The 24958-nt window shown below is 73.1% G+C and carries 25 protein-coding genes; 9 read left to right on the top strand and 16 right to left on the bottom strand.

Annotated elements, in window-relative coordinates; translation table 11 throughout:
• Positions 1–13: 13 nt before the first annotated feature.
• The 5 genes from hisN to BKA22_RS01225 form a co-directional block, all read right to left on the bottom strand.
• Positions 14–817 carry a histidinol-phosphatase gene (hisN, locus tag BKA22_RS01245; protein WP_146954822.1) on the bottom strand — a complete coding sequence of 268 codons (804 nt, stop codon included), beginning with the start codon at positions 815–817 and terminating at the stop codon, positions 14–16.
• Between the two features lie 31 nt (positions 818–848).
• The gene (gene rsgA, locus BKA22_RS01240; protein WP_146954821.1) at positions 849–1943 is read right to left on the bottom strand and encodes a ribosome small subunit-dependent GTPase A; all 1095 of its coding nucleotides are present in this window, start codon (positions 1941–1943) and stop codon (positions 849–851) included.
• Positions 1943–3310: a 3-phosphoshikimate 1-carboxyvinyltransferase gene (aroA, locus tag BKA22_RS01235; RefSeq protein WP_146954820.1), complete on the bottom strand. Its 1368-nt coding sequence runs from the start codon at positions 3308–3310 to the stop codon at positions 1943–1945. Before aroA ends, rsgA begins: the two co-directional genes overlap by 1 nt.
• Positions 3311–3423: 113 nt before the next feature.
• A complete protein-coding gene (locus BKA22_RS01230) occupies positions 3424–3909 on the bottom strand; it encodes a DoxX family membrane protein (RefSeq protein WP_146954819.1) in 486 nt (161 codons plus the stop codon).
• Between the two features lie 8 nt (positions 3910–3917).
• On the bottom strand, positions 3918–4460 hold the full coding sequence (locus tag BKA22_RS01225) for a ferritin (protein ID WP_146954818.1): 543 nt from the start codon (positions 4458–4460) through the stop codon (positions 3918–3920).
• Between the two features lie 71 nt (positions 4461–4531).
• Here BKA22_RS01225 and BKA22_RS01220 point away from each other — a divergent pair, with 71 nt between their 5' ends.
• Positions 4532–5206, top strand: a complete 675-nt coding sequence (locus BKA22_RS01220) for a sigma-70 family RNA polymerase sigma factor (protein WP_371863678.1) — start codon at positions 4532–4534, stop codon at positions 5204–5206.
• Positions 5203–5523 (top strand): mycothiol system anti-sigma-R factor, encoded by a 321-nt coding sequence (gene rsrA, locus BKA22_RS01215; protein ID WP_146954816.1) that lies wholly within the window; start codon positions 5203–5205, stop codon positions 5521–5523. The genes BKA22_RS01220 and rsrA overlap by 4 nt, the downstream gene beginning before the upstream one ends.
• Positions 5524–5627: 104 nt before the next feature.
• On the opposite strand, the gene BKA22_RS20475 is transcribed toward rsrA, so the two are convergent.
• Positions 5628–5702, bottom strand: coding sequence for a 50S ribosomal protein bL37 (locus BKA22_RS20475; protein WP_371863679.1), 75 nt, complete (start codon positions 5700–5702; stop codon positions 5628–5630).
• 132 nt (positions 5703–5834) lie between these two features.
• Between BKA22_RS20475 and BKA22_RS01210 the strand changes: the two genes are divergently transcribed.
• From BKA22_RS01210 to BKA22_RS01200, 3 genes are all read left to right on the top strand, one after another.
• Positions 5835–6923 carry a type IV pilus twitching motility protein PilT gene (locus tag BKA22_RS01210; RefSeq protein ID WP_223203762.1) on the top strand — a complete coding sequence of 363 codons (1089 nt, stop codon included), beginning with the start codon at positions 5835–5837 and terminating at the stop codon, positions 6921–6923.
• 122 nt (positions 6924–7045) lie between these two features.
• Positions 7046–7861 carry a DUF4097 family beta strand repeat-containing protein gene (locus BKA22_RS01205; protein WP_146954814.1) on the top strand — a complete coding sequence of 272 codons (816 nt, stop codon included), beginning with the start codon at positions 7046–7048 and terminating at the stop codon, positions 7859–7861.
• Between the two features lie 2 nt (positions 7862–7863).
• Positions 7864–8472, top strand: coding sequence for a PadR family transcriptional regulator (locus tag BKA22_RS01200; protein WP_146954837.1), 609 nt, complete (start codon positions 7864–7866; stop codon positions 8470–8472).
• A 66-nt stretch (positions 8473–8538) separates the two neighbouring features.
• On the opposite strand, the gene BKA22_RS01195 is transcribed toward BKA22_RS01200, so the two are convergent.
• Both BKA22_RS01195 and BKA22_RS01190 read right to left on the bottom strand, forming a co-directional pair.
• On the bottom strand, positions 8539–9138 hold the full coding sequence (locus BKA22_RS01195; protein ID WP_146954813.1) for a GDSL-type esterase/lipase family protein: 600 nt from the start codon (positions 9136–9138) through the stop codon (positions 8539–8541).
• Positions 9139–9305: 167 nt separating this feature from the next.
• Positions 9306–9482, bottom strand: a complete 177-nt coding sequence (locus BKA22_RS01190) for a hypothetical protein (RefSeq protein WP_179561587.1) — start codon at positions 9480–9482, stop codon at positions 9306–9308.
• A gap of 94 nt (positions 9483–9576) precedes the next feature.
• Here BKA22_RS01190 and BKA22_RS01185 point away from each other — a divergent pair, with 94 nt between their 5' ends.
• On the top strand, positions 9577–10623 hold the full coding sequence (locus tag BKA22_RS01185; RefSeq protein ID WP_146954812.1) for a GlxA family transcriptional regulator: 1047 nt from the start codon (positions 9577–9579) through the stop codon (positions 10621–10623).
• A 6-nt stretch (positions 10624–10629) separates the two neighbouring features.
• Here the strand turns inward: BKA22_RS01185 and BKA22_RS01180 are convergent, their stop codons facing one another.
• The 5 genes from BKA22_RS01180 to BKA22_RS01160 form a co-directional block, all read right to left on the bottom strand.
• Entirely contained in the window at positions 10630–14406 is a 3777-nt protein-coding gene (locus tag BKA22_RS01180; protein WP_146954811.1) for a multifunctional oxoglutarate decarboxylase/oxoglutarate dehydrogenase thiamine pyrophosphate-binding subunit/dihydrolipoyllysine-residue succinyltransferase subunit, read from the bottom strand.
• Positions 14407–14635: 229 nt separating this feature from the next.
• A complete protein-coding gene (locus BKA22_RS01175; RefSeq protein ID WP_146954810.1) occupies positions 14636–15451 on the bottom strand; it encodes an ABC transporter permease in 816 nt (271 codons plus the stop codon).
• Positions 15448–16449 carry an ABC transporter ATP-binding protein gene (locus tag BKA22_RS01170; RefSeq protein WP_146954809.1) on the bottom strand — a complete coding sequence of 334 codons (1002 nt, stop codon included), beginning with the start codon at positions 16447–16449 and terminating at the stop codon, positions 15448–15450. Before BKA22_RS01170 ends, BKA22_RS01175 begins: the two co-directional genes overlap by 4 nt.
• A gap of 46 nt (positions 16450–16495) precedes the next feature.
• On the bottom strand, positions 16496–17542 hold the full coding sequence (locus BKA22_RS01165) for a HAMP domain-containing sensor histidine kinase (RefSeq protein ID WP_146954836.1): 1047 nt from the start codon (positions 17540–17542) through the stop codon (positions 16496–16498).
• 14 nt (positions 17543–17556) lie between these two features.
• Positions 17557–18375, bottom strand: a complete 819-nt coding sequence (locus BKA22_RS01160) for a response regulator transcription factor (protein WP_146954808.1) — start codon at positions 18373–18375, stop codon at positions 17557–17559.
• 236 nt (positions 18376–18611) lie between these two features.
• On the opposite strand from BKA22_RS01160, the gene BKA22_RS01155 reads away from it, so the two are divergent.
• From BKA22_RS01155 to BKA22_RS20050, 3 genes are all read left to right on the top strand, one after another.
• Positions 18612–19988 (top strand): hemolysin family protein, encoded by a 1377-nt coding sequence (locus BKA22_RS01155; RefSeq protein ID WP_146954807.1) that lies wholly within the window; start codon positions 18612–18614, stop codon positions 19986–19988.
• The gene (locus BKA22_RS01150) at positions 19985–21025 is read left to right on the top strand and encodes a hemolysin family protein (protein ID WP_146954806.1); all 1041 of its coding nucleotides are present in this window, start codon (positions 19985–19987) and stop codon (positions 21023–21025) included. The genes BKA22_RS01155 and BKA22_RS01150 overlap by 4 nt, the downstream gene beginning before the upstream one ends.
• A 283-nt stretch (positions 21026–21308) precedes the next feature.
• Positions 21309–22529 carry a M15 family metallopeptidase gene (locus tag BKA22_RS20050; RefSeq protein ID WP_146954805.1) on the top strand — a complete coding sequence of 407 codons (1221 nt, stop codon included), beginning with the start codon at positions 21309–21311 and terminating at the stop codon, positions 22527–22529.
• 97 nt (positions 22530–22626) lie between these two features.
• On the opposite strand, the gene BKA22_RS01140 is transcribed toward BKA22_RS20050, so the two are convergent.
• The 3 genes from BKA22_RS01140 to BKA22_RS01130 form a co-directional block, all read right to left on the bottom strand.
• A complete protein-coding gene (locus BKA22_RS01140) occupies positions 22627–23544 on the bottom strand; it encodes an aldose 1-epimerase family protein (protein ID WP_223203761.1) in 918 nt (305 codons plus the stop codon).
• A gap of 60 nt (positions 23545–23604) precedes the next feature.
• A complete protein-coding gene (locus tag BKA22_RS01135) occupies positions 23605–24090 on the bottom strand; it encodes an SRPBCC family protein (protein ID WP_146954803.1) in 486 nt (161 codons plus the stop codon).
• A gap of 141 nt (positions 24091–24231) precedes the next feature.
• Positions 24232–24795, bottom strand: a complete 564-nt coding sequence (locus tag BKA22_RS01130; RefSeq protein WP_146954802.1) for an AMIN-like domain-containing (lipo)protein — start codon at positions 24793–24795, stop codon at positions 24232–24234.
• Positions 24796–24958 lie beyond the last annotated feature (163 nt).

The following is a 24958-nucleotide window of genomic DNA, read 5'->3' as shown; positions in this document are numbered from 1 at the left end:
AGTGGTCGGCCGGTCAGAGCGCCGGCAGCGGGTCCAGGATCGCCAGCGCCGCGTCGTGCAGCAGGCCGTTGCTGACCAGGGCCGACCCACCGAAGGGACCGGGCACGCCGGTGACCGAGGTGAAGGTCCCCCCGGCCTCCGTGACGATCGGCACGAGCGCGGCCATGTCGTGCAGCGACAGCTCCGGCTCGGCGGCGAGGTCCACGGCGCCCTCGGCGACCAGCATGTGCGACCAGAAGTCGCCGTAGGCGCGGGTACGCCACACCTGGCGGGTCAGGCCGAGGAACTCCTCGAGGCGGCCGCGCTCCTCCCAGCCGGTCAGGCTCGAGTACGACAGCGACGCGTCCTGCAGGCGGTCGACCGCCGAGACCCGCAGGCGTGAGGCGGCCGCCAGGGACTTGCCCGTCCAGGCGCCCGAGCCCTGAGCGGCCCACCACCGGCGTCCGAGAGCCGGTGCGCTGACCAGGCCGATGACGACCTTGTCGCCGTCGAGGAGCGCGATGAGCGTGGCCCAGACGGGCACGCCCCGCACGAAGTTCTTGGTCCCGTCGATCGGGTCGATCACCCACCGGCGCGGCCCGTGCCCCGTGTCGGCCAGCTCCTCGCCGTGCACGGCGTCGCGCGGCCTGGCGCGCGAGAGCTGGGCGCGCACCAGCTCCTCGGCGCTGCGGTCGGCGTCCGAGACCGGGGTCAGGTCCGGCTTGGTCTCGACACGCAGGTCGAGGGCCTTGAAGCGGCTGAGCGTGAGGGCGTCGACCTGGTCGGCGATCACGTGCGCGAGGCGAAGGTCGTCGTCGTACCCGGGTCGCAGGCTCATGCCCGCCACGCTAGCGGCTCGTCCGGGCAGGTCAGGGGAGGGCGGGGCCGCCGGTCTCGCGCGGGTCGCCGTCAGGTGTGCCCAGGCGGCTCGCGAGCAGGCGTCGGAACGAGGCGACCCGGGCGGCGCGTGCGTCGTGCACGGTGGCCCCCGGGGCGTCGGCGACCCAGGTGTCGAGCAGGCAGTCGGGGGAGTCTGTCGCGTGGGTGCAGCCTCGCGGGCACTCCTCGCTGACGGCGGCCAGGTCGGCGAACGCGCCGATGAGGTGCTGCGGGTCGACGTGCGCCAAGCCGAAGGAACGCACCCCGGGGGTGTCGATCACCCAGGTCGGCGCGTGCGTGCCGGGCACGCGGAGGGCGACCGCCGAGGTGGACGTGTGGCGGCCGCGGCCGGTGACGTCGTTGACCCGCCCGATGGCCCGTCCGGCGTCCGGGACGAGCGCGTTGACAAGGGTGGACTTCCCGACGCCGGAGTGCCCGACGAGGACCGAGGTGCGACCGTCGAGCGCGTCCAGGACGGCCTCCAGCCCGTGCACGGTGCCCGCGGTACCGGCAGCCCCACCGGCATCCGTGCGGGTCACCACGACCCGGACGCCGATCGGTGCGTACATCTCCACGAGCCATCCCGCGTCGGCGAGGTCGGCCTTGGTCAGGGCGAGCAGCACGTCCATGCGGGCGTCGTAGGCGGCGGCGACGCACCGGTCGATCATCCGGGTCCGCGGTTCGGGGTCGGCGAGGGCGGTGACGACGACGAGCTGGTCGGCGTTCGCGACGATGACGCGCTCGATCGGGTCGGTGTCGTCGGCGGTGCGCCGCAGCACGGTGCGCCGAGGGCCGATCCGCACGATGCGGGCGAGCGACCCGTCGTCACCCGAGGTGTCGCCGACGACGTCCACGAGGTCGCCGGGCACGACGCGCTCGCGGCCGAGCTCACGGGCCTTCATGGCCACGGCACGCCGCTCGTCGGGACCGTCGGCGTCGACGAGCACCGTGTAGCGGCCGCGATCGACGGCGGTGACCAGGGCGACCTCGGCGTCGGCGTGCTCGGGGCGCTGCTTGGTGCGCGGACGGGACCCCTTGCCGGGGCGCACCCGCACGTCCCGCTCGTCGTACCGGCGCGTCGGCATCAGCCGACGACCTCCGCGTCGGTCGGTGCGGGGGTGGCCGCGGGCGAGGCGAGCATCGCGGTCCACAGCCCCACGAAGTCCGGGATCGTCTTGGCCGTGGTGGCGACGTCCTCGACGCGCACACCGGGCACGCGCAGCCCGATCAGGGCCCCTCCGGTCGCCATCCTGTGGTCGGCGTACGTGCGCCACACCGCGCCGGTGAGCGGCTGCGGGGTGATGACGAGGCCGTCCGCGCTCTGCTCGGCGCGTCCGCCGAGCCGGGTGATCTCGGTCGCCAGGGCGGCGAGGCGGTCGGTCTCGTGCCCGCGCAGGTGGGCGATGCCGCGCAGGCGGGTGGGGGAGTCGGCGAGCGCGGCCAGGGCGGCGATGGTCGGCGCGAGCTCGCCGGCCGCGGACAGGTCGAGGTCGAGGCCGTGCACCTGCCCGGTGCCGGACACCGAGAGCACGTCGCCGTCGAGCGAGGTCGTCGCGCCCATGCGGGTGAGGATCCCGGGCAGCAGGCCGCCCGGCTGGGTGGTGCTGGTGGGCCAGCCCGGAACCCGGACGGTGCCGCCGGCGACGAGCGCGGCGCACAGGAAGGGAGCGGCGTTCGACAGGTCGGGCTCGACGCGCACGTCGCGTCCGGCGACGGGCCCGGGTGCGACCTGCCAGATGGCCGGCCGTGAGTCGTCGACCTGCACCCCGGCTGCACGCAGGACGGCGACGGTCATCTCGATGTGCGGCAGGCTCGGCAGCGTCGGGCCCGTGTGCCGGATCGTCAGCCCGCGCTCGAAGCGGGCGGCGGCGAGCAGCAGGCCGGAGACGAACTGGCTCGACCCGGAGGCGTCGACGTCGACGTGCCCCCCGACGAGCCCGCCTCGGCCGTGCACGGTGAAGGGGAGCCGGCCCTCCTGGCCGTGCTCGTCGACGCGGACGCCCAGGGTGCGCAGCGCGGTGAGCACGGGGCCCATGGGCCTGGCGAGCGCCTCCGTGTCGCCGTCGAACCTGACGTCGCCGTCGGCGAGGGCCGCGACGGCGGGCAGGAAGCGCATGACCGTGCCGGCGAGCCCGCAGGCGATCGTCGTCCCGCCGTGCACCGGGCCGGGTGTCACGAGCCAGTCGCCCGGGGCGCCGTCGACCTGGTCGACGCGGGCACCGAGGTGGCCGAGCGCGTCCGCCATCAGCAGCGTGTCGCGCGAGCGCAGCGCCCCGCGCAACCTGCTGGGCGAGTCGGCGAGGGCGGCCAGGACGAGGTAGCGGTTGGTGAGCGACTTCGACCCGGGCACCTCGACGAGGGCGTCGAGCGGGTGGTCGGCGCCGGGGGCCGACCACACCGGCCTGGTGCCGGACGTGGTCGTCGTCGGGTCGGCGGCACCGTGCGTCGTCATGGCGTCAGGCTATCGCCGCGTCCCGTCGTGCCCCGGCTGGTGTCCGCCGTGGCCGCGTCGTGGGCGCGCCGACTCCGGGGCCAGGTCGGGGGAGCGGCAGGCGTGGGTGTCGCTCAGGTGGCGTCGCGCGCGTCGGCCCGTGCGGTGCGCGCCTGCTCGACCCGCCAGGCGATGCCCGGCCGTCCCTCCCGGTCGGCGGCCACGAGCAGTGCTGCACCGGTGAACGTCACGGCCTGGACGAGCCGGTCGCGACGGTTCCGCCGCTGCTCACGGTCGTGACCGCCCTTCCGGTCGGGCAGGTTCGCCACGACGAGCGGAGCCGTGAGGGCGGCCAGCGCGAGCGCAGCCGTGCGGGGTGCCTTGCCACCGACGACCATGAGCCCGGCGACGGCGAGCGCAGCGCCGTGCACCCGGGCCGCGAGCCGCAGCTGGCCGTCGGTCGGCTCGGCGTCGAACGAGGGCGGCAGCAGGCCCGCGGGGAGGCGGGCGAGGGTGGCGCGGATCTCGTCCGCGTGCGGCGCGGGGTGGCGGACGACGTCCACGCCCTCGGCGACGAACCAGGTGGCGAACAGCGGGCGGGCGACGCGGCGCAGCAGCACGGCGGGCCTCAGATCGCCCCGCCGGCGGCGGACGGGGCGTCGGCGGACTCCCCGCCGTCCCCGATCGTCTCGCGGGCGACGTAGTTCTCGAGGTCGAAGAGGTTGTCCTTGGCGCGCTGTGCCACCGTGAGCAGCGTGCTCGCGGACGCGACCTCCTCGACCTGCTCCTTGAGGAACCACAGGAGGAACTGCTCGCCGAGCGCGTCGTCCTCGGCGCGGGCGGCCCGGAAGATCGCCTCGATCTGCTCGGTGACCTGCTTCTCCTGCGCGAGCGCCAGTGCGATCGGCTCGGTGACGGTGGAGAAGTCGTTGCGGACCGGGCTCCCCGCGGGGATCTCGACGCGCAGGTCACGGTCGAGCAGGTACCGCACGATCATCATCGCGTGGTTGCGCTCCTCGAGCGCCTGGCGGTAGTAGTGCCGCGCCAGCTGGGGCAGGTCCTGACCGTCGAACCAGACGGCGATCGCCACGTACTGCTGGTGCGCGTCGAACTCGTGGCCGATCTGCTCGCGCAGCAGCCGCAGGAACGTCGAGGACGAGGTCTCGGTCATGGCCTCACGCTAGTGCCGCCCTGCTGACGCCGCGAGGGAATGCCGGGCGTGCCGCCGCTGTTGGACCGCCTGTGACGGCAGACGTACTGGAACGCCCGCGCGGGCTAGGCTCGTCGACGATGAGCGAGGACACGCACCGCGCACCGCAGGCCGAGGACGACGCGGCCCGGACGGAGCGATTCGAGGCCGAGGCACTGGTCTACCTGGACCAGCTGTACGGCGCTGCCCTGCGCATGACGCGGAACCCGTCGGACGCCGAGGACCTGGTCCAGGAGACGTTCACGAAGGCGTTCGCGGCGTTCCACCAGTACCGGCCGGGCACGAACCTCAAGGCGTGGCTGTACCGGATCCTGACGAACACCTACATCAACACCTACCGCAAGAAGCAGCGTGAGCCGCAGCAGTCCCGCTCCGAGGAGATCGAGGACTGGCAGCTGGCCCGTGCCGAGTCGCACACCTCGGCCGGTCTGCGCTCCGCCGAGGCGGTCGCGCTCGACCATCTTCCGGACTCCGACGTGAAGGACGCGCTCGCGCGCATCCCCGAGGACTTCCGGATCGCGGTGTACCTCGCCGATGTCGAGGGCTTCGCGTACAAGGAGATCGCCGAGATCATGGGGACGCCGATCGGGACGGTGATGTCCCGCCTGCACCGCGGTCGTGCTCAGCTGCGTGAGCTGCTGACGGACTACGCCCGCGACCGCGGGTTGGTGCCGGCGGCCCCTTCAGCACCGGAGGGCGCACGATGAGCCAGGGTCAGATCAGCCAAGGTCAGATCAGCCAGGGCCAGGCGGCGCACGCCGCGTCGCAGGCGAGCGACTGCGGGTGCCCCGAGGCGTTGGACCGGCTGTGGGAGTACCTGGACGCCGAGCTCACCGCGCCCGACCAGGACGTGGTCTCCGCGCACCTGTCGCACTGCACGGGCTGCCTCGAGGAGCACGAGGTCGAGCGGGTCATGAAGGCGGTCGTGCGGCGCGGCTGCCAGGAGGTCGCCCCGGACGAGCTGCGGGTGAAGATCCACGAGCGGATCACGGTGCTGCGCGTGCGCGGGGTCCTGCCCGAGTAGCTACGGCGACCCCGAGCGGCTGCGTCCGCGAGACGGCGAGAAGAACGGCGAAGGGCCCGGATGCGCGATGCGCACCGGGCCCTTCGTGCCGTGACGAACGCTACTCAGGCGTTCGGACGGTTGCCGTGGTTGGCGGCGTTGCCCTTGCGGGAACGGCGCTTGCGACCGCGCTTGCTCATCGTGTCTCCTCGGGTTTCGGCGCCCGTGCGATGCGCCGGACTCGCTCCCATGGTCCCACATGCGCGGCCACCCGACGTCCGTGGTGGGCTCGCGGGCTCAAGTCCGGCGCGCGCCGACCCGATATCTGCCAGGTGAGCGAGCCGAGCCTGTCCGTCATCCCGTTCCTGCACGCCCTGGCGAGCACGGGTGGTTCCGACCTGCACGTGAAGGTCGGGTCGGCTCCGCGCGTGCGGGTCGACGGTCGCCTGCGCAAGCTGCAGGTGCCCGAGCTGCGGCCCACGGACACCGAGCGGATGCTCGAGGAGGTGCTTCCCGACGACCTCGTGGAGGAGTTCCGGCTGACGCACGAGGCCGACTTCGCCTACTCGGTCCCCGGTGTCGGACGGTTCCGGGTGAACGCCTACCAGGCGCGCGGCACGTACGGCATGGTCTTCCGGCGGGTGGCGGTCGGTGCGCAGTCGCTGGCCGAGCTGGGTCTGCCGGAGGTCGTCGGCGAGCTCGCGCTCGAGCCGCGCGGCCTGGTGCTGGTCACGGGTCCGACCGGGTCGGGCAAGACGACGACGCTGGCCTCGATGGTCGACCTGGTGAACTCTTACCGGGAGGTCAACATCGTCACGATCGAGGACCCGATCGAGATCCTGCACCACGACAAGAAGGCGATCGTGTCCCAGCGCGAGGTGCGTCAGGACACGGCGGACTTCACGGTCGCACTGCGGGCCGCGCTGCGTCAGGACCCCGACGTGATCCTGGTCGGCGAGATGCGTGACGTGGAGACGGTGCGGGCGGCGCTCTCGGCGGCCGAGACCGGGCACCTGGTGCTCTCGACGCTGCACACGATCGACGCCCCGGAGACGGTCAACCGCATCGTCGACTTCTTCCCGCCGCACGAGCAGAAGCAGGTGCGTGTGGCGTTGGCGCAGGCCCTGAAGGGGATCGTCTCGCAGCGCCTGGCGCGCAAGTCGGACGGGACGGGTCGTCGCGCGGTGATCGAGGTGATGGTCAACACGGGCCGCACCGCCGAGTCGATCCTGGACCCGCAGGCCGGGCCGCCGCTGATCGACCTGATCCGTGACGGCGACTTCTACAAGATGCAGACCTTCGACCAGCACCTCTTCCAGCTCGTGCGTGACGACGTCATCACGTTCGACGAGGCGATCGCGACCGCGTCGAACCCGCACGACCTGACGGTCGAGCTGCGGGGCGCGGGCCTGGTGGCCTGACGCCGGCGGGTCGCACCGCTCTCGTCCGCCTCCCTGCGGCTCTCCCGACGACTCTTGCCGCGTCCCGGAACGCGATATATCGTGTTGAGGGAGACGAGATATATCGCGAACGGAGAGCAGTCATGGCCACCGAGTCCTGGGTAGTCGCAGGCCCCCAGATCATCGAGGTCGACGCCGTCCAGCAGCTGCGCGTGCAGCTCGTGGGCGGGCGCGTCGACGTCGTCGCGCACGACGAGCCGGGGACGCGCATCGAGGTGCACGCGGTCGACGGGCGCCCCCTCGAGATCAGCCTGTCCGACGGCGAGCTGCGCGTCGGCTACGCCTTCACGCTCGGCGGGTGGGAGGGCTTCCTGGAGAGGTTCCGCAACTTCCGGGACAAGGACAGCACCGACGTGCACATCGCGGTGCCACGGCACGTGCGCGCCCGGGTCGGCACGGTCAGCGGCGACGGCCTGCTCGCCGGCGTGCAGGAGGACGCCTCGGTGTCGACGGTCTCCGGGTCCGTCGTCACCGACGGCACGCGGGGGCGGCTCAACGCCAACACGGTCTCCGGCGAGATCGTCGTCCGCGACCACACCGGCGACCTGCGGCTGAACGCCGTGTCCGGCGAGACCGCGGCCTCGGGCGAGCTCACGCTCGTGCAGGCCAACACGGTGTCCGGGGCGCTGGCGCTCGACATCACCTCGGCGACGTCCTCCGTCACCGCCTCGACGGTCTCGGGCGACGTCACGGTGCGGCTGCCGCAGGACGCCGGGGTGCACGCCAAGGCGCAGTCCGTCTCCGGGCGGCTCGTCGTCGACGGTCAGGAGTACAAGGGCGGTTCGCCCGGGCACCGGACGGTCGACCTGCGCACGGGCGACGGCGGCTGCTTCGTGTCGGTCACGTCCGTCTCCGGGCACGTCACGGTGCTGCGCGGGGCGCCGGTCGGAGGCGCGTGATGATGGCCCAGGTCTTCGCGCACGGACAGCTGCGGCTGTACCTGCTCTCGCTGCTCGAGGGCGGCCCGCGGCACGGGTACGAGCTCATCACCGCGCTGCAGGACAGGTTCGGTGGCACCTACCGGCCCAGTGCCGGCACGATCTACCCCCGGCTGGCGCGGCTCGAGGAGGAGGGTCTCGTCCGGCGCACCGAGGAGGGGCGCAAGACGACCTACGCCCTGACCGACGCCGGGCGGGCGGAGCTCGCTGCGCGCAGCGACGACCTGGCGTTCCTCGAGGAGGGGATCGCGGAGACCGTCCGCGACCGGGCCGAGCACCTGCGCGCGGACGTGCGCGGCTCGATGAGCGGCCTGCGGGCGGACCTGGCCGCGGCGGCCCAGCAGGCCCGGGCGGCGGCCGTGCCGCGCGGACCGACCCCGGCCGACGAGATGCGCCAGGCGGCGCACGCCCGGCGCATGGAGGCCGAGGCGATGGTGCAGCGCTTCCGCGACGAGGTCCGGGCCGACCTGCGCCGGGCCGACGCAGCAGGGCAGCTGTCCCAGCTGACGGTCGACACCGTGCGCACGGTGCTCGACACGGCGCTCACCGCGGTGCGCGGCACGCTGCGCTGACGACGGCCCCGGCCCCGCGGGCCGGGGCCGTTCCGTGCGGCCTCCGCCGAGGTGGCCGAACCCGGGTCAGACGGTGTCGTCGGGCAGCCCGAGCCAGGCGTGCCACCCCGTGTGCAGGACGAGCCAGGCCATGAGCCCGTACCCGGCCTGGCCCGGGTGCAGCCCGTCCCCGGCGGCGAGGTCGCCGAGCCACTGCTCGTGCGCGGCGAGCGGTGTGTACATGTCGACGTAGGGCACGCGGCGCCGCAGCGCGACGTCTCCGAAGGCGGCCGACAGGTCGGCGAGCTGGTCGGCGTCGGCGGTCGCCCCGGGGGGAGGGCCGACCACGAACGCGGGCATCCGTCGTTGCTCGGCGACGTCGAGGATGTTCGCGAGGTTGAGCCTGCTGCGGGCGAGCGAGAGCCCCGCGGCGATGTCGGCGCGTCCGAGGGCGACGACGAGCCGGTTGTCGGCCTCGGGGGAGGTGCGTCGCGCGACCTCGTCCTCCCAGCGCGAGCCGAGCGCGGTCGTCGTCTCGCCGGGCACCGCCAGCGTCAGCACCGTCATCGGGTCGGGTGCCGACGTCCGTGCGCACACACGACCGACCCAGCCGAGCGCCTTGGGGTCGCCGGCTCCGGCGGCGAGCTCGTCACCGATCACCGCGAGCCGCAGCTCACCCACGTGCATCCACCCCGCCCTGTCTCGTCCGGTCTGCCCGATCCGTCCGGGGCGCCGTGGTGGGCCTGCCGATCGTGGCGCACCCAGTGTCTCAGGGTGACGCGGCGCGGGGGCGAAACGCGCCCCGGCCAGTCGTGAGCCTCTGGTGCGGGGCTCGTGCGCACCCGGCGCGCAGCTCAGCCGAGGCGGGAGGGGCCGGCGGGGAACCGGGTGTAGGCATCGCGCGGAGGGGACTGCCAGGACGTGTCCGGCGGGACCCTCGTGCCGTAGCCGTCCGTGCGCACGGTGCGGACGAGCGCGGTGACGACCCCGACGAGGGCGAGCGTGGCGAGGACGATCCAGACGATGGTCATGGCAGAAAGTCTGCGACCGGCCAGGATCCGCCACGAGTGGCAGAACTGTCGCTCTTCGTTGATCTTCTGCCACCGCCGTGCCCATACTGGCCGCATGCTCCGGTCCGTCGCCGTCATCGTGCTGCCGAACGTCGCCGCCTTCGAGCTCGGCACCCTGTGCGAGGTGTTCGGGATCGACCGCGCCGACACCGGCGGCCCCACGTTCGAGTTCACGGTGTGCGCGCCCGAGCCCGGCGTCTATCGCAGCAAGGGCGGCTTCTCGGTCGTCGTCGATCACGGTCTCGAGGCCACCCGTGAGGCCGACCTGGTCGCCGTCCCGGCCTACGGCGGCGACGAGCCGGTGCCCGAGGCGGTCCTCCAGGCGCTGCGCGACGCGCACGCCCGCGGAGCCTGGGTGATGTCCGTGTGCAGCGGGGCGTTCGCGCTCGGTCGGGCAGGGCTCCTCGACGGACGGCGGTGCACGACGCACTGGATGCACGCCGAGGCGCTGCAGCGGCAGGTGCCCACCGCGCAGGTCGACGCCGACGTGCTCTACGTCGACGACGGCAAGGTCGTGACCGGTGCGGGCACCGCAGCCGGCATCGACGCCAGCCTGTACCTGGTGCGTCGCGAGCTCGGAGCAGCCGCAGCCGCCCTGGTCGCCCGCCGCATGGTCGTACCGCCGCACCGCGACGGCGGGCAGGCCCAGTACGTCGACACACCGCTGCCGTGCGACGCCGACACCCTGGCCCCGCTGCTCACCTGGATGGTCGAGCACATCGACGCCGAGCTCAGCGTGCCCGAGCTCGCGGCGCGGGCGCTGATGTCGGAGCGCACCTTCGCCCGCAGGTTCCGCGCCGAGACCGGGACGACCCCGGCCGCCTGGGTCACCCGTCAGCGCGTCGTGCGCGCGCAGGAGCTGCTCGAACGGACCGAGGCACCCGTCGAGGAGATCGCCCGGCTCGCCGGGTTCGGCACCGCGGCGGTGCTGCGGCACCACTTCGCGCGCACCCTCGGCACGAGCCCGTTGGCCTACCGGCGCACGTTCGCCTGCCCCGACCCCGCACCCGGGCTCGACCCCGAACTCGCACGGGCGCTCGACCACGCACCCGCGCAGGCACGACCCGCCGACCGGCTGCGGGAGCCGCAACCGGTCGGCTGACCGAGGTCAGCGGGCGAAGGCCGTCTCGAGGATGTCGGCCTGCTCGCCCTGGTGCTTGCGTGCCGAACCCGCGGCGGGTGACGCGGACTCCGGGCGGGACACCACGCGCACGGTACGGCCCAGCACCTGCGGGGCGTGCAGCGACAGGTACGTCCACGGTCCCTGGTTCGCGGGCTCGTCCTGCACCCAGACGACCTCGGCGTCACCGAAGGCCGCCACGGCCTCGCGCAGCGCGTCGGCCTCGAGCGGGTAGAGCTGCTCGATCCGCACGATCGCGGTCCGCTCGTCGCCGCGCTTGTCCCGCTGGGCGAGCAGGTCCCAGTAGACCTTGCCCGAGCACAGCAGCACGCGATCGATCGCGTCGGCGCGGGTCGCCGCGACGTCGTCGCCGATCACCGGGCGGAACGTGCCCGTCGTGAAGTCCTCCACCTCCGAGGTCGCGGCCTTCAGCCGGAGCATCGACTTGGGCGTGAACACCACGAGCGGACGACGGGGCCGCTGGTACGCCTGACGGCGCAGCAGGTGGAAGTGCGAGGCCGGGGTCGACGGCTGGGCGATCGTCATGTTGTGCTCGGCGGCCATCTGCAGGAAGCGCTCGATGCGGGCCGAGGAGTGGTCCGGGCCCTGGCCCTCGTAGCCGTGGGGGAGCAGCAGGACCACGGAGGACCGCTGCCCCCACTTCTGCTCCGCGGACGAGATGAACTCGTCGATGATGGTCTGCGCGCCGTTGACGAAGTCGCCGAACTGCGCCTCCCACAGCACGAGCGCGTCGGGGCGCTCGACCGAGTAGCCGTACTCGAAGCCCAGGCACGCGTACTCGCTCAGCGAGGAGTCGTAGACCCAGAACTTCGCCTGGTCGGCCGACAGGTACAGCAGCGGGGTCCACTCCGCACCGGTCTCCCGGTCGTGCATGACCGCGTGCCGCTGCACGAACGTGCCGCGACGCGAGTCCTGGCCGGCCAGCCGCACCGGGGTGCCCTCGGCGAGCAGGGAGCCGAACGCCAGCAGCTCGCCGTAGCCCCAGTCGATGCCGCCCTCGCGCGACATCTGCTCCCGCCTGGCCAGCAGCTGGGCGAGCTTGGGGTGCACCGTGAACCCCTCGGGCGGACGTACGTGCGCACGGCCGATCCGCTCCAGGAGGCCGGCGTCGACAGCCGTCTTCCAGCCGACCATGACACCCGCGTCCTCGAGCTGGGACTCCGGGCGTTCCAGTCCGGCGACCGTCTCGGCGGGCGGCGGCGTCCAGCCGTCCTCGCGGGTCTCGGCGAACACGCGCTCGAGCTGGGCCTGGTAGTCCTGCAGCGCCTGCTCGGCCTCGTCGATCGTGATGTCGCCGCGCGCCACCAGCGTCTCGGTGTACAGCTTGCGCACCGAACGCTTGGCCTCGATGAGGTTGTACATGAGCGGCTGCGTCATCGACGGGTCGTCGCCCTCGTTGTGGCCCCGGCGGCGGTAGCAGACCATGTCGATGATGACGTCGCGGTCGAACTGCTCGCGGTACTCGAACGCGAGCTCGGCGACCCGCACGCACGCCTCGGGGTCGTCGCCGTTGACGTGGAAGATCGGGATCTGCAGGCCCTTGGCCACGTCCGTCGCGTACTGCGAGGAGCGCGAGGAGGAGGGCCCGGTGGTGAACCCGACCTGGTTGTTGATGATCACGTGGATCGTGCCGCCGGTGCGGTACCCGCGCAGCTGGGCGAGGTTGAGGGTCTCGAAGACCACGCCCTGACCGGCGAAGGCCGCGTCACCGTGGATGAGGATCGGCAGCACCGAGAACCCGTCGCCGCCCAGGTCGATGCGGTCCTGCTTGGCCCGCACGATGCCCTCGAGCACCGGGTCGACGGCCTCCAGGTGCGAGGGGTTGGCGGCCAGGTAGACCGCCGTCGTCGCACCCGAGGCGGCGGTGAAGGTGCCCTCGGTCCCCAGGTGGTACTTCACGTCGCCCGAGCCCTGCACGGAGCGCGGGTCCTGGTTGCCCTCGAACTCGCTGAAGATCTGCGCGTAGGACTTGCCGGCGATGTTGGCCAGGATGTTGAGCCGGCCGCGGTGGGCCATGCCGACACCGACCTCGTCGAGACCGTTGTTCGCGGCCTTCGACAGGATCGCGTCGAGCAGTGCGATGACCGACTCGCCGCCCTCGAGCGAGAACCGCTTCTGGCCCACGTACTTGGTCTGCAGGAACGTCTCGAACGCCTCGGCCGCGTTGAGCCGGCGCAGGATCCGCAGCTGGTCCTCGCGCGGCGTGCGCGCGTAGCCCGACTCGAGGCGCTCCTGGAGCCAGCGGCGCTGCCGCGGGTCCTGCAGGTGCATGTACTCGATGCCGACCGTGCGGCAGTAGGAGTCACGCAGCAGGCCGAGCACCTCGCGCAGGGACGCCCGGGACTTGCCGGTGAACCCCCCGGTCGGGAACGTGCGGTCCAGGTCCCACAGCGTCAGGCCGTGGTTCTGCACGTCGAGGTCGGGGTGCTTGCGCTGGCGGTAGGCCAAGGGGTCGGTGTCGGCCATGAGGTGGCCGCGCGACCTGTAGGCGTGGATCAGTTCGCCGATGCGGGCGGGCTTGATGGCCTCCGCGTCCGGGTCGGTCGAGGCGTCGCGCACCCACCGCACGGGCTCGTACGGCACCCGCAGCGAGGCGAACACGCGGTCGTAGAACCCGTCCTCGCCGAGCAGCTTGAGCGACAGGATGCGCAGGAAGTCGCCCGACTGCGCGCCCTGGATGATCCGGTGGTCGTACGTCGAGGTGACCGTGAGCACCTTGGAGATGCCCATGCGGTTGAGCTGGTCCTCGGAGGTGCCCGCGAACTCGGCCGGGTAGTCCATGGCGCCGACGCCGATGATGGTGCCCTGGCCCTGCATGAGCCGCGGCACGGAGTGCACCGTGCCGATCGTGCCGGGGTTGGTCAGCGAGATCGTCGTGCCGGCGAAGTCGTCGACACCGAGCTTGCCGCCGCGCGCACGGCGCACCACGTCCTCGTAGGCGGCCCAGAACTGGGCGAAGTCGAGCGTCTCGGCCTTCTTGATCGAGGGGACCAGCAGCTGGCGGGTGCCGTCGGGCTTGGCCAGGTCGATCGCGAGGCCGAGGTTCACGTGCGCGGGCTGCAGCACGCCGGGCTTGCCGTCGACCTGCGTGTACGAGGCGTTCATCGCCGGCATGTCGGCCAGCGCCTCGACGAGGGCGAACCCGATGAGGTGCGTGAACGAGATCTTGCCGCCGCGGCTGCGGGCCAGGTGGTTGTTGACGACGATCCGGTTGTCGACCATGAGCTTGGCCGGCACCGCGCGCACGGAGGTGGCGGTCGGGACCTCGAGCGAGGCCTCCATGTTGATCACGACGCGTGCGGCCGGGCCGCGCAGCTTCTGCACGTCGTCGACGGCCTCGGCGGTGTCCTTCACGACCTCGGCGATGGCGGCTGCGGCGTACGGGGCGGTGGCGGCCGTCGCGACGGGGGAGACGAGCGGGGTGCCGTCCGTCCCGTCGCCGGACGTGGAGGCCGGTGCGGGTGCTGCGGACGAGGGCACGGGTGCGGAAGGCGTCGGTGCGGTCACCGGTGCGGCGGCGAGCGGTGGCGTCTCGGAGGTCGGTGCGGCGGGCGAGGCGGGGCCGGTGCCGTCGGAGGCGGCGTCGGAGCGACGGTCCTCGGGTCGGTATCCCTCGAAGAAGTCCCACCACGCCGGGTCGACGGCGTTCTTGTCCTGGAGGTACTGGTCGTAGAGCTCGTCCACCAGCCACTCGTTGGCGCCGAAGTCGGCACGGGTCGAGTCAGGCTCCGCCTTCTGGGTCACGCTGGGATCGCCCACTTCCGCTGCGGTCCGTGACCGCCTCGTCTCCGGTTTCTGTTGATGACAACACTACGGCCTGAGTGCCGTGCAAACCCGCCCCGGACCGACGTTCAGCGGCGTGTTCCACGCCGTCTTCACCTCCTGCGCGCATGCGGGTCAACCCCGGGCAACGGGCCGCCAGCCCCCACGTCAAGGGGCGGTCGGGCACTGGCCTGCGCCCGTGCGAAACCGCTCACGTGACGTCCTTGCGGAAGGTCGTGACCCGACCCACGACAGCGAGCACCACGGTGTAGCCGAGCAGCACCAGGAGCCCCTGCCACCACGGCAGAAGCTCGGACAGGCCGGTCTCGGCGTAGAACGAGCCGCCGGAGATCGCCTCACCGGCCGCGCCCGGAAGATAGGCGGCCACCCCGCCGCCCCAGGAGGTGAGGGCCAGCACGAAGCGCAGCACGGGCTCGACGAACTGCGTGAAGGCCAGGAGCACGACCACGACCGCCACCTGGTTGGTGAGCACCAGCCCGAAAGCGACACCGAGCAGCGACCACACGGCCAGCGCGAGGACCGACAGGCCGAGCGTGCGCCACGTGGAGGCCAGGTCCAGCATCGTCGGCTCACCCAGGGCGGTGAGCACCCCGGCACCGGCAGCCACGGTCGCAGCGGTGCCGACCGCGCCGAACAGCACGCCGAGCACGGCACCTGCGACCAGCTTGGCCAGCAGGACGACCGTGCGGCGGGGCTCGGCGAGGAAGGTGGGCGTGATCGTCTGGTGCCGGTACTCCGACGAGACCGACAACGCGCCGACGACCAGCGGGAACACGTACCCGAAGGACACGGCGATCGTGTAGACCGTCCGGACGACCGCCTCGGCGCTGAGCACGAGGTCCTCCTGGCCACCGTCCGGCCCGGTGGTCGTCGTGGAGCCGGCGGTCAGCGCCCACGCCATCACCCCGGCGAGGAACGCCATGTACACGGCCATCGCGATCAGCAGGATCCACCACAGGCGCGTGGAGACGACCTTGCGGTACTCGGTGCGCACGGCAGCCCTCATCGCGGGGCCTCCCCGCGGTGACGACCCTGGGTGTCGCCGACGGCACCGGTCGGCACCGGCCCGGCCTCGCCGACCAGCTCGAGGAAGATGCCCTCCAGGCCGACGTCCACCTCCGACAGCTCGTGCAGCTCGACGCCCGCCGCGAACGCGGCCGCACCCACGGTCGCCGCCCGCACGTCCACGAGCTCCAGCCGCCCGGACGTCGACGAGCCGACCGGCGCCCACCCGGCTCGCTCGACGAGGGCGGCGAGAGCGGACGGGTCCGGGGAGACCACGTGCACCCGGGGTCGGGCCAGGCCCGCCAGGCCGGCCAACGAGGAGGCGTGCACGAGCCGCCCGCGGGCGATGATCACCACGTCGTCGACCGTCTGCTCGACCTCCGAGAGCACGTGGCTCGACACGAGCACCGTGCGCCCCTGGGCGGCCAGGGCACGCAGCAGCTCGCGCAACCAGCGGATGCCCTCGGGGTCCAGGCCGTTGGCGGGCTCGTCGAGCAGCAGGACGGCCGGGTCGCCGAGCAGCGTCGCGGCCAGCGCCAGACGCTGCCGCATGCCGAGCGAGAACCCGCCGACCCGGCGGTCGGCGACCGCGTCCAGGCCGACGAGCTGCAGGACCTCACGCACGCGGGCGTCCGGGACGCCGACCTGCGGGGCGTAGACGCGCAGGTGGTCGAGCGCGCTGCGGCCGGGATGGAAGCTGGCCGCCTCGAGCGCTGCTCCGACCGTCCTGGCCGGTCGGGGGATCTGCCCGTACGCGAGGCCGCCGATCGTCGCGCTGCCGGACGTGGGCCGCACCAGGCCGAGCAGCATGCGCAGGGTCGTGGTCTTGCCCGCACCGTTCGGGCCGAGGAAGCCGGTGACCCGGCCGGGAGCCACGGAGAACGACAGGTCGTCGACCGCACGCACCGGACCGAACCGCTTGCTCAGGTGGTCGATCACGACGGTCCCGTCGGTGCCGCCCCGCAGACCTGCCGGCGGGGGCTGCGGCGTCGATGCCATGCGCCGAGCCTAGGCACCGGTCCGTGACCGCGCAGGTCGGAGCGTCTCAGGCCGACCGACGGGCCGGCAGCGTGACGCGCATCGTGCACCCGTCAGGGGAGTCGGCGATCTCGATCGTGCCGCCGTGCAGGTCGACCGCCCAGCGCACGATCGCGAGGCCGAGACCCGTGCCGCCCGTCGAGCCCTGACCGGTGACCGCCGGGGAGTTGCCCCGCACGAAGCGCTCGAAGACCCGTCGGCGCTGGTCGGCCGCGATGCCGGGGCCGTGGTCGACGACGTCGATCCGCACGGAGTGCCCGTGCCGGGACGCCTCGAGCCGGACCTCGTCGTCCCGCGGGGAGTGCCGCACGGCGTTGTGCAGCAGGTTCGCGACGACCTGGTGGAGCCGCTCGGCGTCCGCCGGAACCGTCAGATCGGGCGGGGTCACCTTGACGGGGAAGGTCAGCCCCTTGGCCGCGCCGACCAGCGTGGCGGCCTCGGCGGCCTCCTGCAGGAAGTCGCGCAGGGGGACGTCGACGACCTCGAGTCCGACGTCGCCGGCCTCGAGCCGGGACAGGTCGAGCAGGTAGGTCACGAGGCGGCCGAGCCGCTCGGTCTGCGCAAGCGCCGCCTGCATGGTCGCCGGGTCGGCCTCGCTCACCCCGTCGACGATGTTCTCCAGCTGGGCCTGCAGCGCCGTGACCGGCGTGCGCAGCTCGTGCGAGACGTTCGCGACGAGCTCACGTCGCAGGACGTCGGCGTGCTCGAGGTCCTCGGCCATGGTGTTGAAGGCCGAGGCGAGCTGCCCGACCTCGTCACGGCTCGTGGCACGCACCCGCTGGCTGTAGTCGCCGGAGGCCATCGCCTGCGCCGCGTAGGTCATCTCCCGCAGCGGCGAGGTCATGCCGCGCGCGAGGAACTGGGTGCCCACCAACGAGACGACCACCGCGATGGGCAGGGTCCAGCGCGGCCCGAGGTGGTTGTACAGCCCGAACCAGGTGACGAGGACGGCGAGGGTCACGGTGATCGCGACGAGCACGCCCAGCTTGATCTTGATCGAGCGCAGCCTGTCCAGCGGGCGCACGTCCAGCCGTGGACGCCGCTCGGCTCGCATGTGCCGCGGCGTGCTCACCCGACCGGTCCGGCCGCCTCGTCCGTGCCGTCGTCGTCGACCAGGTCGTCGGACTGGCCATCAGACCGGTCGTCGGGCCCCTGCGTGCCGTCGTCCGGCTCGAAGGCGTAGCCCACGCCGTGCACGGTCCGGATGAGGTCGGCGCCGAGCTTGCGTCGCAGCGCCTTGACGTGCGAGTCGACCGTGCGGGTCCCGCTGGCGTCGACCCAGTCCCACACCTCCGCGAGCAGGCGCTCGCGCGTCAGCACCGTCCGGGGCGCGGAGGCGAGGGCGACGAGCAGGTCGAACTCGGTCGGTGTCAGGTGGACCTCGTCCTCGCCGCGCACGACGCGCCGCTGGGCGCGGTCGATCGCCACGTCGCCGAGCACGAGCGGCGGGTCGGGGATCTCGGCCGCCGCCAGCTCGGCCGCCCGCGCCGCACGTTCGGTGCGGCGCAGCAGCGCCTTGGTCCGGGCCACCAGCTCGCGCATCGAGAACGGCTTGGTCATGTAGTCGTCGGCGCCGACGCCCAGCCCGACCAGCATGTCCGTCTCGTCGTCGCGTGCGGTGAGCATGAGGACCGGCACCGGGCGGTCCGCCTGGATGCGGCGGCAGACCTCGAGGCCGTCGATGCCGGGGAGCATGACGTCGAGGACGACGACGTCGGGCCGCAGCTGGGCTGCCGCCTCGACACCGCTGAGACCGTCGCCGACCGCGTGGACCTTCCAGCCCTCGGAGGAGAGCCGGTGCACGAGTGCCTGGGCGATGGCCGGTTCGTCCTCGACGACCAGCACCGTCGTGGAGGAGGCCGGCGTCGGCCCGCTGGTGAGCGCCATGGGGTCAGCGTGGCACACGCTCCTGTCACGGTGCCGCTCGGGGCTCCTGCACCGGCGTGGTGTCTGCGCGTGCGACTGAGGGCGCCTCACCGCGTGGCGCGTCGGTCCCCGTATGATGGCCCGACCATGAGCAGCTCAAGTAGCTGCCGGCGTCCTGCCCGGACCGACGCGTCCGCCAGCGACCATGCCGGCTCCTCCACTGTCCTGATCATCGCTACCCCGACGGGGGTGCCGACGTGCTGACCGAATGGCTGCTCGTCGTGCTCGGCGTCGTGCTGACCGCGGGCACGGCCGTCTTCGTCGCGAGCGAGTTCTCCCTCGTCACCCTCGACCCCGCCCTCGTCGAGAAGCACACCGACCCGCGCGACAAGCGAGGGCAGTCGGTGCTCCGGGCGCTGCGCGGGCTGTCCACCGAGCTCTCGGGCGCGCAGGTCGGCATCACCGTCACGACGGTCCTGCTGGGTTACACGACCCAGCCGGCGGTCTCCCGGCTGCTGCGGGTGCCGCTCGAGGAGTCCGCGTTGGGCCGCGCCGTCGGCGGCGCGGTGGCCGGACTGCTGACGGTGGTCCTGGTCAACGGCTTCTCGATGATCTTCGGCGAGCTCGTGCCGAAGAACTTCGCCCTCAGTCGCCCGTTGGGCACCGCGCGCGTGGTGGCGCCGATCCAACGAGGGTTCACCGCGGCGCTGCGGCCCGTGATCGGGGTGCTCAACGGCTCGGCGAACGCCCTGCTGCGCCGCGTCGGGGTCGAGCCGCGCGAGGAGCTCTCGGGTGGTCGTTCGCCGCAGGAGCTGGCCGCGCTGGTGCGGCGCTCCGCCGAGGTCGGCACGCTCGAGGCGTCCACGGCGACGTTGCTGACGAACTCGATCGAGTTCGCCGAGCTCACGGCGGTCGACGTGATGACCGACCGTCTGCGGCTCGTCGTGGTCCGCCGGGACGACTCCGCTGCGGACGTCATGGCGCTGGCGCGCACGAGCGGGCACTCGCGCTTCCCGGTGATCGGCGAGTCCAGCGACGACATCGTCGGTCTGGTGCACCTGCGTCGTGCGATCTCCGTGCCGTTCGAACGCCGGGCCGAGGTCCCCGCCGCTGCTCTCATGGTCGACGCCCCCCAGGTGCCCGAGACGGTGCGCCTGGGTCCGCTGCTCGTGGAGCTGCGCGAGCAGGGGCTGCAGATGGCGGTCGTGGTCGACGAGTACGGCGGCACCTCCGGTGTCGTGACGCTCGAGGACGTCGTCGAGGAGCTGGTCGGTGACGTCGCCGACGAGCACGACCGGCGACGCACCCGGACGGCACGGCGGGCCGACGGCTCGTGGCTGCTGCCGGGCATCCTGCGCCCCGACGAGCTGACCGAGGTCACGGGTCTGCGCGTGAGCGACGACGGCCCTTACGAGACGCTGGGCGGCCTGGTGATGTCCGAGCTCGGGCGGGTGCCGTCGGTGGGCGACGAGGTGCTGGTCGACGGGGTCCTGCTGCACGTGGAGCAGATGGCGGGACGTCGCGTGGAGCGCCTGCGTGTGCGCGCCGAGTCGGGCGACGACGAGCCGCCGTCGGTGGGGTCGGACGGACCCGACCTGCCCGGTGAGGCCCGGCCCGGGGGTGGTGGGGCGTGAACGCGACGGCTGCTCTCCTGCTGGCGGTCGTCCTGCTGGCCGCGAACGCGTTCTTCGTCGGTGCGGAGTTCGCGATCATCTCGGCCCGCAGGTCCTCGATCGAGCCGTTGGCGGCTGCCGGTGACCGGCGTGCCCGCACGGTGCTGTGGGCGATGGAGCACGTCTCGCTCATGCTCGCGGCCGCGCAGCTGGGTGTGACCGTGTGCTCGACGAGCCTGGGTGTCGTCGCCGAGCCGGCGATCGCGCACCTCATCTCCGACCCGTTGCACGCGCTGGGCGTCAGCGAGGACCTCGCGCACCCGATCGCGTTCGTCGTCGCGCTCGCGGTCGTGGTGTACCTGCACGTGGTGCTCGGCGAGATGGTGCCGAAGAACCTCGCCGTCGCCGGCCCCGACCGTGCGGTCCTGCTGTTCGGCCCGCCGTTGGTGTGGGTCGCGCGCGCCGTCCGGCCGGTCATCTCGGGCCTGAACTGGATCGCCAACCACGCGTTGCGCGCTGCGGGGGTGGAGCCGAAGGACGAGGTGTCCTCGGCGTTCACCGCGCAGGAGGTGCACTCGATCGTCGAGCGGTCGCAGGCGGAGGGTCTGCTCGAGGACCGTCAGGGCCTGCTGACCGGTGCGATCGAGTTCTCGGACCGCACCGCGGCCGACGTGATGGTGGCGGTCGGGGACCTGGTGCCCGCGCCGGCGGGCGTCACGCCGGCCGAGCTGGAGCGCCTGGTCGCGCGGACCGGGTACAGCCGGTTCCCGGTGCGCGACGACGGGGTCTTCAGCGGCTACCTGCACCTGAAGGACGTCCTCTACGCCGACGACGAGTCGCGGGACCAGCCGGTGCCGGTGTGGCGCGTGCGTTCGTTGGCGGTCGTCGCCCCGCAGGACGAGGTCGAGGACGCGCTCGCCGCGATGCAGCGGTCCGGGTCGCACCTGGCGCGCGTCGACGTCGACGGGGAGACCGTCGGGGTCGTGTTCCTCGAGGACATCCTCGAGGAGCTCGTCGGTGAGGTGCGCGATGCGATGCAGCGCGACCAGCTGCGGTGATCGCGCGGGTCTGCGACCAGGGCGGACGGATGTGACGTCGACCCGGTAGTGGTGCAGGTCACAGCACTGCGCGGCGTGTCGACCGGCGTGTCGTCGCTTCACCCGGGAGGTATGTCCGAAACGCACGTTGGACGGACGTTCAGGGGCTTGGAAGCGCGACCGTCACCCGTTATGGTTTCGTGACAGTTCAGGTCGGCGTGACACGCGGCATTCGCATGGCGGACACCTGCGGGTCGCATGCCGGACGGACAGCGGATGCGCCGCTGCCGGGCGAGGAGCGGAGGTGCCGGTGCAGCAGCACGACGTGCAGCCCGCGGCCCCGACCCGCCGCAGCCGCCGTGAGGCGGAGCGGCGCGCACAGCCCGAGCAGGCCACGGCGGCACCGACGCCCGTCGCCCCGGCTGCACAGTTCGCTGCATCGGCGGCACCCTTCGCCGGGTCGGCCCAGGCCCAGCGGACCGCGCGGGTGCCGTCCTACGCCCGCCCCACGGTCGACCCGGTCAGGACCTCCGGTGCGCCCGGCTTCGCGGGCTTCGAGACCCCGGCACCCGTGGCCGTGCACGAGCAGGCGTCCGTCACCGCTGCGACGCCTCCCGCCGCCGCGATGCCCCCCGCCGCGCCGTACGCCGGCGCTCACCCCCTCGCCGCGCCCGACCGGCACGACCCGGTCGCCGAGATCGCCGCTGACGAGCCCGCGCGCCGCACCGGTCGTGCGCACCAGCCGTCCTCCCGCGCGGTCAAGGCCGGCGCAGCCTCGGTGCGCGCCGAGGTCAGTGCCGCTGCCCGCTCGCGCGAGAAGCGCCGCAAGGGCGTGGCCCGACTCGGTGTCCTCGGTGCCCTCGTCGGCGTCACGGTGGTCGTGCCGGTCACCCACTCCGACATCCTCGGCGGCCAGGCCTACGGTTCCGACGCCCTCGCCGACGCGACCCTGCCCACCACGCTCAACGCCCTGACGGCCACGGGCCTGTCCTCGTTGCCGCCCGCCTCGCTCGTGTCGGCCGACGGCGGGGAGCGCACCGACACCACCGCCAGCCGCGCCGAGCTGCGAGAGGCGCTGCCGGGCTGCGACGGCTCGCAGCGCGCCGCCGGGTCGAACGGTCAGCTGGCCGCCGCCGACCTGTGCACGCTGTGGGACGGCCAGACCAAGATGCGCGCCGACGCGGCCGTCTCGCTCGCCGAGTTCAACGAGGCCTTCGTCGCCCGGTTCGGCGCCGACATGTGCCTGTCCTCCGGCTACCGGACCCTCGCCGAGCAGCGTGCGGTCAAGGCGGCCAAGGGCAGCCTCGCCGCGGCGCCCGGCAAGAGCAACCACGGGTGGGGTCTCGCGGTCGACCTCTGCGGCAGCGAGACGACCGGCGCGAAGTGGACGTGGCTCAACGAGAACGCGGCCATCTACGGGTGGGAGAACCCGGACTGGGCCAAGCCCGGCGGCAGCGGCCCCTACGAACGCTGGCACTGGGAGTACACCAAGGGCGTCCAGGAGGACGGCGAGTACTACGGCTGACCGCCGGACGTCCGCACCCTCCTGACCGCGAACCGCGACGTGAACGCCCGCGCCCCCTGGGGGAGCGCGGGCGTCGTCGTTCGTGCAGCGAGCGGGATCAGAGCAGGGTCAGGCCCCAGGTCACCTCGTGCGTCGTCGCCGGTGCGAGGTCCACGAGACGGTCACCCGTCCGGAACGCGTCGGCGATGCACGACATCGGCTCGGCCGCCACGCCCCGGCGCTCGATGCGCGGGATGCCGTCGCCGGTGCAGACCTGCCAGGTGTCCATCGACGCGTCCGACCACAGCGCGGCCGTCCGACCGTCCGGCGCGGCCAGCTGGATCCAGGACAGCCCGTCCTCGTCGCGCGTCACGTCGACCCACGCGTCGTCCAGGGCGATGCCCTGCAGCAGGGTGGGTGCGCGCAGGTCGAACGGGCCCGCGACGGGCTCCGTGCCGGTCGGCAGGAGCCGCTCGTCGACCGTGACGTGCCGCAGCGCGTCGACGCGCAGCGTGCACTCGTCGACGCTCGCCGCCCCCGGCGAGAGCCACGGGTGGAAACCGACGCCGTAGGGCGCGGTCGCCTGCGAGAGGTTGGTCGCCGCGACGTGCACGCGCAGGCCGGCGTCCGACAGCGTGTAGGTGACCCGCACGCGCAGGGCCCAGGGATACCCCGGGGTCGGCACGAGGTCGTGCTCGAGAGTCACGGTCGAGGCGGTCGGCGGCGCGTCCGTCGGCGGTGTGAACCGCGCGTACGCCACCAGGCCGTGCAGCGCGGTCTGCCGGTCGTGCTCGGTGAGCGGCACCTCGTAGGTGGTGCCCTCGTAGCGGTAGAGGCCGTCGCGCAACCGGTTCGGCCACGGCGCCAGGACGGCGCCCGAGAACGCCGGGGCCAGGGCGGTCTCCTCGAACGGCAGGACGACGTCACGGCCGTCGACGGAGTACGTGCGGATGCTGGCGCCGACCTCGGCCACGACCGCGCGGTGCGTGCCGTGCACGAGCGTGTGCTGGGTGCCGGTAGGGAAGGGGGTGTTCACGCTCACACGGTACTGGCCGTGGGTCCCGGGTCGACGAGGACGGATCTGGGACCCCATGCCTCAGGCCGTCTGCTCCAGGAGGGCGTCGAGCTTCTCGAGCGACTGCACCCACACCTCCGCGCTGTCCTCGGCCATCGTGGTGCCGCTGAGGAACGGGCCCTGCCGGACCTCGATCCGGGTCCGCGCGTCGCCGTCCTCGAACAGCTCGATGCGCAGGTTCAGGGCGCTCTGCACCGGGTCGTCGGTGTCCGCGTCGAGCTCGTGGCAGACCAGCAGCCGTGGGGGGTCGATCTCGGCGACACGTGCGGAGACGGGGTACGCGGTCGAGGTGGCCACGTCGACCGCCACGAACTCCCAGCGGCCGCCCGGGAACGGTTCGAGCACGACCTGCTCGACCGGCACGCGCGCCGAGTGCGGGCCGACCCAGCGGGCGACCAGGTCCGGCTCGACCAGGTGGCGGAAGACCCGCGGCCGCGTCGCGTCCAGGACGTGCACGAGGTGCAGATGGTCCCCGCCGACATCGCGCTCGGTCGTGTGCGAGGTCATGGACGGCTCCGTGGTCCGCAGGTCGGGCGTCGACGCGCCGACGCTCCGGCTCTCACGGTACGTCGGCCCTGCCGCGCGGCAACCGCGGAGCGGGTCATCGGCCCCTGCTCGGCCGCTGGTCGGCCCCTGGTCCGCGACGCCTCACCACCGGTGGGCGACGTCGATCACGAGACGTGAGCCGTCACCCGGACCGTCGAGCGTCAACACCCGGAACGGGAGGCGGGCGCGCACCCCGATGCCCATGATCACGTACCCCTGGTACCCGGAACCGCCGGCGACCTGCCGGAAGGTCCGGAACTTCGAGACGTCCACCAGCTCGTCCGTGTAGTGCCACCGCGGGTCGTACGTCGGATTGCCGGCGGCGTCCGTCGTGGCCAGCTCGACCCGGATCGCGAGCAGCTCACCACCGCGCAGCGGGGGACCGGCCGAGCTCGAGCCGTCGAAGATCCCCATCTCCTCGCTGCCGTAGTACGCCACGGTGTACCCGCTGACGTCCCCGGCCACGTCGATCACGAGCCGGTCGTAGCAGCTGTGCCTCCCGGCGCGCACTCCGAGCAGCGAGCCGTTCGCGGTTCCTTCCGCGGTCTTCTCGAGCGAGCCCCACCGGATCCCGCAGTACGGGTTCCTGGCCTCGGCGGGGGTGGCTGCGAGCGCACCCGTCGCTGCGAGAAGGAGCGTGCACAGGATCGTGAAGAAGCGCTTCATCGCGACACCCTCTTCGCCACGTGCAGGGGGGCGTCGCCGGTGCGGTGACGCTGCCGGGCTGCATCTCCACGGTAGTCCCGGTCGCGCGTGCGCGCGCAGGCCTCGGGTCGTGACCTGCGGCCCGGCGTTCACCCGGTCGGGTCATGTCTGTGGACGCAGGGGT

Source organism: Cellulomonas soli, assembly GCF_013409305.1.
Taxonomy (GTDB): Bacteria; Actinomycetota; Actinomycetes; order Actinomycetales; family Cellulomonadaceae; genus Cellulomonas; species Cellulomonas soli.
Note: the sequence above shows the minus strand (reverse complement) of the source record. Positions and strands in the feature narration are given on the sequence as shown.